Here is a 13,294-nt window from a genome sequence, read left to right on the forward strand (position 1 = left end):
ACCGGGGCCATTTAAAATCGACGACCTAATAAGTATTACAGGGGACAGGCTCACAGAATGAGCGAGCAAGAATTAGATTGGCAAATTGTCCAGCGGGTCCAGCAAGGCGATAAAGCTGCTTTTAATCTGTTGGTGAAAAAATATCAGCATCGGATTGCGAACTTAATCTCCCGTTATGTCTCTAATCACGGAGATGTGGCAGACGTCGCGCAGGAAGCGTTTATTAAAGCGTATCGTGCTATGCCGGGGTTCCGGGGGGAAAGTGCTTTTTACACCTGGCTATACCGGATAGCAGTTAATAGTGCAAAAAATTATCTGGTCGCAAATGGCCGCAAGCCACCAGCCACCGATGTTGATGCTGAGGACGCCGAATATTTTGAGGGTAGCGATGCCTTAAAAGAGCAGGACTCGCCAGAGCGATTGTTACTGTCGGAAGAGATTCGGGCTGTGGTATTTAATACTATAGATAAGTTACCAGATGAACTTCGTACTGCAATAACACTCAGAGAGCTTGAAGGGTTAAGTTACGAAGAAATTGCAGAAGTAATGGCGTGTCCAATCGGCACCGTGCGCAGCAGGATATTCCGGGCACGTGAAGCGATAGACATTCAGCTTAAACCATTGATAGGCTAAACCGGATTAATGAACAGCAAGCAGACAGGAAAAATTATGTCGTCAGAAAAGCAGGATTGGCTCTCAGCCGCCACTGACAACAGGCAAATCAGCGATGCTGAGCTTGACCTGTTGTTACAGCAGCCTGAGTTACAGCAGAAGCTTGAACGCTATCAACTCGCTGCGGCTGTTTTCCGGCAGGAAAAGTCGGTGCCGCTACCCGCTGATTTCAGTACAGATATTGCTGCTTTATTGCAAGATGAGCCAGCATATCGGCTGACACAAAGTCGTAATTTATTGCAAAAAATTGGTTCTGGTATTCGTTATGCTGCAAATGGTAGCTGGCTGAAACCTGCAGCACAGGGTGCTGTGGCGGCCGGTGTTGCACTGTTTGCGGTATTGGGTGTGCAGCAATATCAACAGCCCAACGGCCAGGATTTAATGTTACCAAGCCCGGTATTACAGACTAACCCTATTGGTGGCTTTGCCACGCCGGTCAGTTTAAGTTCTACCACTGCTGATACCCGCTTTGCTGAGCAGGAACAGCAGGCGATGCAGGAGCAGCAGCGCAGATTACAGGCGTTATTGCAAGCTCATCGGCAGCAAGTTCGGGTAATGGAACAGCAACAGCCAAAAACTGAGCAAGAAAACGAGCAGTAATATGAACAAAGTAGTAAGTCTGTGTTGCACCCTGTTGTTAATGTGCAGCAGCTTGCTGCGGGCCGATGAGGCCGGTTGGGCCTTATTTGACCGGGTTCAGTTAAGCGTTAAACAGTATAATTTTGAAAGCTCTTTTGTGGTGTTTAAAGGTAGCCAGGTTGAAACCTTTCGCTGGCAACATGGCCGCAAAGGAGACAACGAAATTGAACATCTTGTGCCGCTTGATGCCGGCGGTATTGATATATTGCGCCGTGATGGCACAGTGTATTATTTCTTAACCGACCGGCCCGCTCTGGTCACCACCAGTGACAGTATCAAAGAATTACCCGCTATCCTTTTTCGGGACAGTGAGCAGATCCGCAAGCTGTATACTGCGGTCTTAGGCAGCAGCTCTGTTATGTCCGGCCATACCGCCCAACTGCTAAGGCTCAGCGCTAATGACGCCGGCCGGCATAGTTATTGGCTGTGGGTTGAAGTTGAATCAGGTTTCCCACTGCGGATTGATATCATGTCGGAGCAACAGGCCCCGCTGGAGCGCTGGCTGGTTACTCATATGCAAATTAGTCCGGAACTGCCTGAAAACCTGCAACGGCTGCTGGACAGCGAACTACCTGAGCCGGCCGACCGCCAGACTGGCGCTGTCCTGCCTGAAAACCAATTACAGCTTGGCTGGTTACCCGAAGGCTATCAACTGGTAAGCGACCCGCATATTGTACCGCAGTTGCAGCAAAGCCTGCTAAGTTACTGGCTGTTGACAGATGGCCTGCATCAGGTATCGGTATTTGTTCAACCCAGTCAACAGATGCCGACCCAGGCGTACCGAGATGGCGCAACCACCATCTATATGTTAAGTGCACCGCAGCATGATATAACGGTTATAGGTCCGGTCAGTATTAATGTGGCCGAGCGGCTGGCCGCTGCGGTACGCTAGCAAATGCTGGATGCTGGCAAATACTGTTTGTTAGTAAATACTGTAGGTTAGTAAATAATTGAGACGCGCAGGTAACAGTGTAATGATTGAGCAAATAGCTACGGTACTTGCCGTCGAATCAGACGGTGTCTGGCTGGGCACCACGCCGGTGACAACATGCAATTCCTGCCATGCCAGTGATGACTGCGGTACCGGTATCGTCGCCAAAACCATGACTCCGCGTCAGAATCGGTTCTTTGTGACGACTGAATTGCCACTGCTGCCGGGTGAGCAGGTAAAGGTCGCTACCGCCGGTCAGCAACTGGTAACGGCGGCGTTGCTGGTTTATCTGCTGCCGCTGGTGCTGATGATGAGCAGTGCGTTACTGGTTCATCTTGGCTGGCAGGCAGCAGAAGGCTGGGTAATGTTGGCCGCTGCTGTGGGAGCGGGTACGGGCTTGCTGATTGCCCGCTATTATGGGGCAACAATGGCCAATCAGCAGCAACTGAGTATTCTGGCTGTGCTACCGGATATCTCCGTGCAACAACAGTACAGTGCCTCTGGCGAGCCATCGACGAAGAACACATAGCAAGCTGCCTGCGGATAGAGTACAATTCCCCCTAATTTTTTTACAGCATCGGTCTCACAATAGCCGTACCGTTAACCGGTGCGTCTGAGCTTATTGTCAGTACCCCCAGTATATTTCGGACATTTGCGGATAACATGGCAAAACTTAATAACATCAGAAACTTCTCCGTCATCGCCCATATTGACCATGGTAAATCGACCCTGTCTGACCGGCTAATTCAGTATTGCGGCGGTCTGGCCGATCGTGAAATGCAGCAGCAGGTGCTGGATTCAATGGACCTGGAGCGTGAGCGTGGTATTACCATCAAAGCGCAAAGTGTCACCCTGAATTATACCGCTGACGATGGCAATACCTATCAGCTTAACTTCATTGATACCCCGGGGCACGTTGACTTTACCTATGAAGTCAGCCGCTCGCTGGCCGCCTGTGAAGGCGCTTTGCTGGTGGTTGATGCAGGGCAGGGGGTTGAAGCACAGACTGTTGCCAACTGCTATACCGCGCTGGATATGAATCTGGAAGTTATTCCGGTATTAAATAAAATTGACTTACCGCAGGCTGAGCCAGAGCGGGTTGCTGAAGAAATTGAAGATATCATCGGTATTGAAGCGCTTGGTGCCGTGCAGTGCTCGGCCAAAACCGGTTTTGGTATCAAAGATGTGCTGGAAACCATTGTTAAAAAGATTCCGCCACCAGAGGGTGAAGCTGACCAACCCACTCAGGCACTGATTATCGACTCCTGGTTCGATGCATACCAGGGCGTGGTGTCACTGGTGCGGGTTAAGCATGGTGCCATTAAAACCAAAGATAAAATCAAAGTGATGTCTACCGGTCAGGTATACGAAGTTGATAAGGTCGGGATCTTCAGCCCGAAAGCCACTAACACCGGCGAGCTGAAAACCGGTGAGGTAGGCTTTGTTATCGCGGGTATCAAGGAAATTAAGGGCGCACCGGTTGGCGATACCCTGACCCTGTCAAAAAACAGCGCTGAAAAACCCTTGCCCGGCTTTAAGCGAATTAAGCCGCAGGTTTACGCCGGTGTATTCCCGGTATCGTCGGATGATTACGAAGACTTTCGTGATGCGCTGGCCAAGCTCAGCCTGAACGACTCGTCATTGTTTTATGAGCCAGAAAATTCTGGTGCCCTGGGTTTTGGTTTCCGGATTGGTTTCCTCGGTATGCTGCACATGGAAATCATCCAGGAGCGGCTGGAGCGCGAGTACGATTTAGATTTAATCACCACGGCACCGACCGTAGTGTATGAAGTCATTAAAAAAGATGGCGAAAAAGTGCTGGTCGATAACCCCAGCGATTTGCCGGCAGTAAATGATATTGACGAAATTCGTGAGCCTATTGTTGAAGCACATATTCTGGTACCGCAGGAATATCTCGGCAACGTTATTACCCTGTGTATCGAGAAACGTGGTGTTCAGACTAATATGCTGTACCACGGTCGGCAGGTGGCGGTAACGTACGAGCTGCCAATGGCAGAAGTTGTGATGGACTTTTTCGACCGCTTAAAATCAACCAGCCGGGGCTATGCGTCGCTGGACTATGCCTTTAAGCGGTTCCAGACTTCGAACATGCAGCGGGTCGATATCCTGATTAACGGCGAGCGGGTTGATGCCCTGGCCATTATCAGCCATATCGATTTTGCCCAGGGCCGTGGCCGGCAGCTGGCAGAAAAACTGAAAGAACTGATCCCACGGCAAATGTTTGATATTGCTATTCAGGCGGCAATTGGTAATCACGTTATTGCCCGGACCACCATTAAGCAAATGCGTAAAAACGTCTTAGCAAAATGTTACGGTGGTGACGTCAGTCGCAAGAAAAAACTGCTGCAAAAGCAGAAAGAAGGTAAGAAGCGGATGAAACAGGTAGGTAATGTTGAAGTACCGCAAGAGGCCTTCCTGGCCATTCTGAAAGTTGGCAAGTAAAGCAGGTAAACAGAAGGGAAACGCATGGCCGGTTATTTTGCAATTTTATTAGTGATACTGACCTTAACCAGTGGCCTGATCTGGCTGCTGGATGCGCTGGTGCTGGCGCCTAAGCGCCGTGAGCGTCTGGTTTTAGCGCAAAGTGGTGCCGGCACTCAGCTACCGGCAGAAACCAGCGATACTTTGTTAAAAGAACCGGCCGTGGTAGAAACGGCAAAATCAATTTTCCCGGTGATTGCCGCTATTACCTTGTTTCGCTCGTTTTTATATGAACCGTTTCAAATTCCTTCTGGCTCAATGATGCCTACCTTGCTGGTCGGTGATTTTATTCTGGTAGAAAAGTTTTCTTACGATGTAAAAGACCCGGTGTGGCGCACGACTTTGTACCATAACAAGCTGCCGGAACATGGTGATGTGGCGGTATTTAAGTACCCTGAGCAGCCGACGGTCGACTTTATCAAGCGTATTGTCGGTCTGCCGGGTGACCGGATTATTTACCGCGACAAACAGCTGTATATCGAAAAAGCCTGTACAGAGGGCCAGACCAGCGGTTGCGGCACGCTGGAGCGGGTTGCGCTGACCCATATTCCTGATAATCAGTTTTTTCAGGGCCGGTTTCAGCAGCGGCGTTATCACGAAGCGCTGGGCGAAAATGGCCATCATATTCTGGTGACCCCGGCTGCGCCGGAGCGGCCAGGTCAGTACCATCAGCAGCCCGGAACGGCGATAGATGAATTTGTAGTGCCGGCAGGCCACTATTTTGCCATAGGTGATAACCGCGATAACAGCCGGGACAGCCGGTTCTGGGGTTTTGTGCCGGCCGACAATCTGGTAGGCAAGGCAGTATTTATCTGGATGAGCTTTGAGTTCAGTGAAGACCCGGACAGCTGGTTACCCGGCTGGGTGCCGGTGGGCGTGCGGTTCGAGCGCCTGGGTAAAATTGAGTAAGGTAGGCTGATGTTACAACCGGTTAAACCGTTAATGAATAAACTGGGGTATCAGTTTACCCGGCCTGAGTTGCTGGAGCAGGCGCTTACCCATCGCAGCTGTAAAGGCAAGCATAATGAACGGCTGGAGTTTTTAGGTGATGCGGTATTAGGGCTGATCATTGCCCAGATGCTGTTTGAACTGTTTCCGCAAACTCGCGAGGGCGATTTAACCCGGATGCGCTCGGCACTGGTAAAAGGGGTAACTCTGGCGGAAATAGCGCAGGAGCTGGCCATTGCCCAATACTTGCGGCTGGGCCCGGGCGAGCTGAAAAGTGGTGGCCACCGGCGCGAGTCTATTCTGGCTGATGCGCTGGAAGCGATTTTAGGTGCTATCTTTTTAGACAGTGGCATGGAAGCCTGCCGCGAGCGTATTCTGGTCTGGTTCGGCGAGCGCTTAAAACACATTGCGCCGGGCGAGCAAAAAGATTCGAAAACCCGCTTGCAGGAATATTTACAGGGTCTGCGCTTACCGCTGCCAGTGTATGACGTGATCGCCACAGAGGGTGAAGCGCATCAGCAAACGTTCACGGTACGTTGCACCGTGCCGGGTATTAAGCCTATTACTGCCTCAGGCAGTTCGCGGCGTAAAGCCGAACAAGATGCCGCTAATGCGGCTTTGGAACAAATTAAAAATGAACGATAACCCTGTGCCAACCTCTCACGCGGCGCCAACCACTTATGCAGGTTTGGTGGCGATAGTTGGCCGCCCCAATGTGGGTAAATCTACGCTGCTGAATAAACTGGTTGGCCAGAAAGTCAGTATTACCTCAAAAAAGCCACAAACCACCCGCCATCGGATCCTCGGCATTGATACCGTTGATAATTACCAGACGGTGTATGTTGACACGCCGGGTTTGCATATTGAAGAGAAGCGGGCGATCAACCGGCTGATGAATAAGGCGGCAACCAGTTCAATAAACGATGTAGAGCTGGTGCTGTTTGTGGTGGAAGGGACCCGCTGGAATGACGACGATCAGATGGTGTTAAATAAGCTGATTGCTTCCGAAAAGCCGGTCGTGCTGGTGGTAAACAAAGTCGATTTATACAAAGACAAGTCAGAATTATTGCCGCATTTGCAGCGGCTGGGTAGCCAGCTGAATTTCGTTGATGTTGTGCCGTTGTCGGCAGAAAGTGGTGACAATGTGGCTGCGCTGCGCAAGGTAGTGCAACGGCACTTGCCCTTGTGCGAGTTCTTTTTTCCGGAAGATTACATTACTGACCGCTCGCAACGTTTTATGGCGGCTGAAATTGTCCGCGAAAAACTGATGCGATTTTTGGGTGATGAGCTGCCGTATTCTGTTACGGTCGAAATTGAACGCTTTAAATGGGAAGAGAAGCATTTCCATATTGCTGCTTTAGTACTGGTAGAGCGGGAAAGTCAGAAACGAATGGTTATTGGCAATAAAGGCGAGCGGATTAAAACCATCGCCACTGAAGCCAGGCTGGACATGGCAGCGATGCTGGAGCAGCCGGTTTTTTTACAGGTGTGGGTTAAAGTGAAATCGGGCTGGGCCGACGATGAACGCGCTCTTCGCAGCCTTGGCTATGGCGAAGATTAACTGTCATGACGATTAAGGTGTAACCAGATGCAGCCGCTATGTCCAGCTTATATTTTGCATAGCCGGCCGTTTCAGGACGAAAAACTGCTGTTGCAGCTGTTAATGCCTGAGCAGGGCAGAGTATCGGCAGTGATCCGCAAACGTCAGGGCAAACAGCGCTTTGCCTTGCAGCCGTTTCAGTTATTTACCGTGGCCCTTAGTGGCCGCAGCAGTTTAAAAACTATCCGAACCCTGGATGAGCTGGCCCCTGCCGTGCGATTTAATGGTAAATTTTTATTCAGCGCGCTTTATCTGAATGAGCTGATATGCCGGCTGTGGCCGGATGATATGGCCGCAGAGCAATTATTCAACTATTACCAGCAAAGTCTGACAGCGTTAAATCTGGCGCAACACACCCCGGAGCAGCTGGAACCTTGCCTGCGGCAATTCGAATTTTCACTACTCAGTGAGCTGGGGCTGCAGGTCGACTGGCAACACGATGCCGCTGGCACACCACTTAACGCTGATTTGCAGTACTTGTGGCAGCCGGAGCAGGGTTTTATCGTGGTGGCCAATGGCTGGCCGGGTGCAGCCCTGCTGGCTATAGGCCGGCAAGACTGGCAGCAAAGTGGCACCCTGCAGGTTGCTAAGCAGCTTAGCCGCCAGCTGTTAAAGCCTTTACTTGGCGATAAACCACTGAATAGCCGTGCCTTGTTTACTGTCACGGCGTAATGTAGTCGTTTAATTCGCTTTTTTGTTTGGTAATTTGCATTCACAACATTATACCGGAGCCGTTATGAGCCCTATTTACCTTGGTGTTAATATTGACCACGTCGCCACCCTGCGTCAGGCCCGCGGTACCAGTTACCCTGAACCCCTGCATGCGGCAATGGTGGCAGAGCAGGCCGGTGCCGATGGTATTACCGTACATTTACGTGAGGACCGCCGCCATATTATCGACCGCGATGTTTTTTTATTGCGTCAGAGCCTGAGCACCCGGCTGAATTTTGAGATGGCCGTAACCGATGAAATGCTGGGCATTGCCGCTAAGCTAAAACCACAGTTTTGCTGTCTGGTACCAGAAAAGCGCCAGGAGCTGACCACCGAGGGCGGCCTTGACGTCGCCGGGCAACTGAGCCGGATGACCGAAGCCGTAAGTGCACTGGCGGCGGATAATATTCTGGTGTCGTTATTTATTGACGCCGACAAAGCACAAATTGACGCTGCCGCTGCGGCAGGCGCGCCTTTTATTGAAATTCATACCGGTCGTTATGCTGAAGCTACCGACAGCAAAGTGCAACAGGCAGAGCTGAGCAGAATAACTGAGGCAGCCGCGTATGCCGCATCGCTGGGTATTACCGTCAATGCCGGGCATGGCCTGCATTATCACAATGTGCAGCCTATAGCGGCTATCCCGCAGATGTACGAACTTAACATTGGTCATGCCATTGTTGCCCGGGCCATTTTCAGCGGCCTGGCCGGTGCAGTAACCGAGATGAAACGGCTGATGGTGGAGGCCAGGCGGTAATGGCCATTATTGGCCTGGGCACGGATATCGTCGAGATAGGGCGGATAGAGCAAAGCCTGGTACGCTCGCCGGGCCTGGTGAAGCGGGTACTGACTGCCACTGAGCAACAGCATTTTGCCTCGCATGCGCTGGCCAGCCGCTATTTTGCCAAACGCTTTGCTGCTAAAGAAGCGGCTGCCAAAGCCCTTGGTACCGGCATTGGCCGTGGGGTGTCGTTCCAGCATATTGAAATCAGTAATGATCAGCACGGCCGGCCTGAACTTAAATTCAGTGGCTACGCCGCCGAACTGGCCGCAAGCTTAGGGGTGAATCATTGCTGGCTATCGTTGAGTGACGAGCAGGCTTACGCCATGGCAACCGTTATTCTGGAAGCTCAACCTTAGCCAGCCAGTCGTCATCCAGCTGACATAGGGCAGTTAGAATATCATCCAGTTCAAACAGTTCGGGCTCCAGCTGTTGCAGGCTGGTGCCGGTTTTCAGCTGGGTTTCCAGGGTTTCTGCCAGGCTTTTTAAACCCGGTACCCCGGTATAACAACAGGCACCGTGCAGTTTATGCACCAGCTGCAATAGCTGACCGCTGTCATTGGCAGCAATCGCCTCGTTAAGTAATTGCTGGGTTTCCGGCAGGCTTTTCAACAGCATTTTCAGCATATCTTTGGCCAGCTCAGGTTTGCCGCCAGCCCGTTGTAAGCCGATTTGCCAGTCTATCAGGCCGTTACTGCTATTACTCAGATAAGTCGAAGCCTGTTCAGCGTCTGCCGGTTGGTTGCCTTGGGCTACCAGCGGGCAAAACTCCTGCAGGGTGTAATGCAGCATTTTGTCATCCAATGGTTTACTCAAAAACTCATTAAAGCCAAGCGACAGCAGTCGGGCGCGCTCGCCGGCAACGGCATGTGCCGTTACCGCAATTATCGGGGTGTGTTCGTTTAGCGAGCTTTGCCGGATCCGCTGGCAGGCACTGATACCATCCATTACCGGCATGTTAATATCCATAAAAATAATGTCATACACATGCTGAGTAGTTTTTTGCCAGGCATCAGCACCGTTGGTAGCGGACTCCAGATGATCTACCAGCTCAGTCAGCAAGGTATTAATCAGTTTCAGGTTGGCTTCGTTGTCATCAACCGTCAGTACTTTTAAGGCGGCTTTAGGTTGGGCGACCGGCAGTGGCAGATTTTTAGCCTGATCCAGATATGGTTTAGCCAGGGCAATGGCGAGTTTGCGTTGGTGAGTCGGTTTGGGCAAACAGGCATTGGCGCCGGAAGCTAACATGGCTTCCCGTAAATTAGGCGACAGCGTATTAATCAGTAAATAGGTGTAGTGACAGCTGGGCTGAATTTGCTGCACCAGACTTATCACCAGGTTTACCTGATTAATGGCAATCGCCCGGCCTATCAGGCCAATGTCATAATGCTGACCATGGTTCAGTGCCTGCTGCAGCTGACCTTTGGTAGCACAGGCTGTTACCTGTAAGCCCCAGCTGTGCAATAGATTCAGGGTAGCTTCGCGCGAATATTGCTGCGGCTCAAAATACAGCAGGGTTTTGCTATCAAGCACATCAATTGGCAACGGCTCGGCTACCGACAAGTGGTGTCGCTGGCATTTAATGGTAAACCAGAACGTCGATCCTTCGGCAGCTTTACTCTCAAAACCAATATTGCCGCCCATGGCCTGCACCAGGCGTTGCGAAATCATCAGACCCAGGCCAGAGCCGCTATTGTGATCAGTTGGCTGACTGCTGGTAAAACCCTGAAACAACTGGTTCTGCTTATCTTCACTGATGCCACGGCCGGTGTCCTGTACTGAGCAGTGCAGAATAAGCTGGTCTTCATTCAGCAAGGTGGCACTGACCCGGATTATGATACTGCCATGTTCGGTAAACTTGATTGCATTGCCGGCAATGTTCATCAGGACCTGAATTAACCGGCCCGGATCGGCAACTAAGTCGTCCGGGCAGCCGTTATCAATCATCATCACCAGTTCAAGATGCTTATCAAAGGCATTGGCAGCCAGTAACTCGGTCGCATCATTCAGCAAGTCACGCAGTGAAAAGGGCTCAGGATTAATCGACATCCGGCCTTCTTCCAGCTTGGAGAAGTCCAGTACATCGTTTACCAGGTGCAATAAACTGTTGGCCGATTTCTGTATGGTACTGAGGTAATCATGCTGGTTGGCGCTGAGCTGGGTTTTCAGCAGCTGGCGGGTAAAACCGATAACCCCGTTTAGTGGCGTGCGTAGCTCATGGCTCATTTTCGCCAGAAACTCAGATTTTTGCCGGTTTTCCTCCACGGCTTTACGCCTTGAGAAATCCAGCTGAATGTTCTGTACTTCCAGCTGCTCCATACTCAGCTGCAAGTCACTGGTCACCTGCTCAATATTCTGCTGCATTTCCTGCTCCAGCGAGGTGAGCTGTTCGCTGAGCTGGTTAATGCCGGTCTGGATCTGGTCCAACTCTTTAATGCCCGAAACGTTTTGTTGCTGCTGATAACTGCCCGCTTGCAGCTGTTGCAACTGCAACTGCAGCCGGCTAAGCACCGGTTGAATTTTATGGCGGACAAACTGGCTTAAAATAACACATAGCATAATGACCGCCGCCACCAGCATGGCAACGTGTAATTTATACCGTTGCTGCTGCAGCAAAATGTGTTCATTTTGCAAATGCAGCAGAATATAAGGGCCCTGCGCCGGTTTATTACTGTTAAATAACAACGACTGGTAAGTCAGCAGGCTTTGCTCAAAGGGCACCAACTGGCCGGACGCGCTGCCGTTGTCAGGGTTAAATGCAGGATAAGCGGCGGGTTTATGTTGGGGGTTGCTACTGGCTATAACCTGTCCGTCGTTGGCAAACAGCAGTATATTACTGACCACCGGTGAATTAAGGCGGTGACTGGTATTTAATAATTCCTGAATGGCAGCAATATTATCGGCCGCCAGAAATTTTTCGCTGCTAATTGCCAGTGGCACTGCTATATTTCTGGCCTGAGTGGCCAGGTTACCGTGTAATTCCTCTGCCTTGCTAAAAGCAAAGTAACTACCCAGGCTGACGCTGGCCAGCACCGCGGGCAGCAGAGCGCAAAGTAGTATCCAGTAACGTAAAGCAATTTTCGTCATTAGGGTCAGAGCTTGTTACAATAGTTGCGGGCCCGCCCATAATGACATAACAATTTCTACTTGCCTATAACACAGAGCTCAGATGGTCACACTATACAAAGCAAAGGCGAAAGCCAGCCTGGCCGGGGTAACCCTTACCCTGGATATCGACAGTACGGACTACGAAGTAAATGGTCTTAGCCGCTACCAGCAAAAAATTGCCTTCGTCAGCGGCGCCTTGCAGGGTGAAAAAGTGCAGGCGCTGGTGCTGGAAGATAAGCCCGGCTTTCTGAAAGCCCGCACCACAAAAGTACTGCAACCGGCACCAGAACGGCAAACGCCCTTTTGCCCGCATTTCAACCAGTGTGGAGGCTGTCAGTTGCAGTATCTGGACAACGACCGGCAACGCCAGCAAAAGCAGCACGGCGTAAATCAGCTGATCCGCCACCAGACCGGGCTTGATAGTTTGCCCTGGCAGCCGATGCTTAGTGGCCCGGATAGCCATTACCGGCGTAAAGTCAGGTTGGGTGTCTGGTACGATAAAAAAACACGCCGGCTCAGTGTAGGCTTTCGCGCGGAGGGCAGTAAAACCATAACCGCCATTGGCGAGTGCAACATGTTAAGCCCGCTGTTGACACCCGCGCTGACGCTATTGCCACCGGTGATTAAAGCCTTGCCCGAGCCTGCAGCAATTACCCATCTGGAGCTGTTTGTTGCCGCAGAGCGACCCTATGTGGTGGTGCGGCATGTCAAACCGTTAACTCAGGCGCAGCAGCAACTGTTCAGCCAAAGTTGGCCACAAGCGTATTTTCTGGGCGATGACGGTACAGAGACATTGCAGCCCTGGCAGGCTGACACCCCTGTTCCGGCGTATACCCTGGCAGCGCAGGAGATTAAGCTGCAATTTCAGCCGGGTGATTTTATCCAGATAAATGAGGCCATTAACCAGCAAATGGTTAGTCAGGCGCTGGCCTGGCTTAAGGTAAACGCCGACGATACTATTCTGGATTTATATGCCGGTATTGGTAACTTCAGTCTGGCGCTGGCCAGGCATGCCAAAACAGTGCAGGGCATTGAAGGGGTGGCCAAAATGGTGCAGCAGGCGGCAACCAATGCCGAACTTAATGGTCTTAGCAATGCCAGTTTTGCCCGGGCCGACTTACACTTGCCCTGGCCTGATGCACCCTGGGTTACCCAGCGCTACACTAAAGTTGTGCTGGACCCGGCCCGGGCCGGCGCGCAGGGCGCAATAGAGCAGGTGGCTGCACTTAAAGCGGCACAGATATTGTACGTGTCGTGCAACGCTGCCACCTTTGCCCGCGATGCCAAGGTATTGCTTGGCCAGGGCTATAAGTTAGACAAACTGGCTGGCGTTGATATGTTTCCGCATACCAGCCACCTGGAGCTGATGGCATTATTCAGCTTGCCAGTTAAAAAATAAGGA

At 51.4% G+C, this 13,294-nt stretch carries 13 protein-coding genes; 12 read left to right on the top strand and 1 reads right to left on the bottom strand.

Annotated elements, in window-relative coordinates; all coding sequences use genetic code 11:
* Window positions 1-57 precede the first annotated feature (57 nt).
* From rpoE to acpS, 11 genes are all read left to right on the top strand, one after another.
* Window positions 58-633, top strand: coding sequence for an RNA polymerase sigma factor RpoE (gene rpoE, locus CRO03_RS10250; RefSeq protein ID WP_097111534.1), 576 nt, complete (start codon window positions 58-60; stop codon window positions 631-633).
* Window positions 634-669: 36 nt separating this feature from the next.
* Window positions 670-1,272: a sigma-E factor negative regulatory protein gene (locus tag CRO03_RS10255; protein ID WP_097111535.1), complete on the top strand. Its 603-nt coding sequence runs from the start codon at window positions 670-672 to the stop codon at window positions 1,270-1,272.
* Window position 1,273: 1 nt separating this feature from the next.
* Window positions 1,274-2,203, top strand: coding sequence for a MucB/RseB C-terminal domain-containing protein (locus tag CRO03_RS10260; RefSeq protein WP_097111536.1), 930 nt, complete (start codon window positions 1,274-1,276; stop codon window positions 2,201-2,203).
* A gap of 82 nt (window positions 2,204-2,285) precedes the next feature.
* Entirely contained in the window at window positions 2,286-2,771 is a 486-nt protein-coding gene (locus CRO03_RS10265) for a SoxR reducing system RseC family protein (RefSeq protein ID WP_097111537.1), read from the top strand.
* A 134-nt stretch (window positions 2,772-2,905) separates the two neighbouring features.
* Window positions 2,906-4,705, top strand: coding sequence for a translation elongation factor 4 (gene lepA / locus CRO03_RS10270; RefSeq protein WP_097111538.1), 1,800 nt, complete (start codon window positions 2,906-2,908; stop codon window positions 4,703-4,705).
* 24 nt (window positions 4,706-4,729) lie between these two features.
* The gene (gene lepB / locus CRO03_RS10275; protein WP_097111539.1) at window positions 4,730-5,653 is read left to right on the top strand and encodes a signal peptidase I; all 924 of its coding nucleotides are present in this window, start codon (window positions 4,730-4,732) and stop codon (window positions 5,651-5,653) included.
* Between the two features lie 9 nt (window positions 5,654-5,662).
* Complete coding sequence (rnc, locus tag CRO03_RS10280) at window positions 5,663-6,337, top strand: ribonuclease III (protein WP_097111540.1); 675 nt, start codon at window positions 5,663-5,665, stop codon at window positions 6,335-6,337.
* Window positions 6,327-7,253, top strand: coding sequence for a GTPase Era (gene era, locus CRO03_RS10285; protein ID WP_097111674.1), 927 nt, complete (start codon window positions 6,327-6,329; stop codon window positions 7,251-7,253). Before rnc ends, era begins: the two co-directional genes overlap by 11 nt.
* 27 nt (window positions 7,254-7,280) lie before the next feature.
* The gene (gene recO / locus CRO03_RS10290; RefSeq protein WP_097111541.1) at window positions 7,281-7,964 is read left to right on the top strand and encodes a DNA repair protein RecO; all 684 of its coding nucleotides are present in this window, start codon (window positions 7,281-7,283) and stop codon (window positions 7,962-7,964) included.
* 64 nt (window positions 7,965-8,028) lie between these two features.
* Entirely contained in the window at window positions 8,029-8,760 is a 732-nt protein-coding gene (gene pdxJ / locus CRO03_RS10295) for a pyridoxine 5'-phosphate synthase (protein WP_097111542.1), read from the top strand.
* Window positions 8,760-9,143 carry a holo-ACP synthase gene (gene acpS / locus CRO03_RS10300; protein WP_097111543.1) on the top strand — a complete coding sequence of 128 codons (384 nt, stop codon included), beginning with the start codon at window positions 8,760-8,762 and terminating at the stop codon, window positions 9,141-9,143. The genes pdxJ and acpS overlap by 1 nt, the downstream gene beginning before the upstream one ends.
* Here the strand turns inward: acpS and CRO03_RS10305 are convergent.
* Complete coding sequence (locus tag CRO03_RS10305) at window positions 9,121-11,871, bottom strand: response regulator (RefSeq protein WP_097111544.1); 2,751 nt, start codon at window positions 11,869-11,871, stop codon at window positions 9,121-9,123. The genes acpS and CRO03_RS10305 overlap by 23 nt on opposite strands.
* Window positions 11,872-11,953: 82 nt before the next feature.
* Between CRO03_RS10305 and rlmD the strand changes: the two genes are divergently transcribed.
* Window positions 11,954-13,291, top strand: coding sequence for a 23S rRNA (uracil(1939)-C(5))-methyltransferase RlmD (rlmD, locus tag CRO03_RS10310; RefSeq protein ID WP_097111545.1), 1,338 nt, complete (start codon window positions 11,954-11,956; stop codon window positions 13,289-13,291).
* Window positions 13,292-13,294 lie beyond the last annotated feature (3 nt).

Source organism: Arsukibacterium tuosuense, assembly GCF_900215315.1.
GTDB lineage: Bacteria > Pseudomonadota > Gammaproteobacteria > Enterobacterales > Alteromonadaceae > Alishewanella > Alishewanella tuosuense.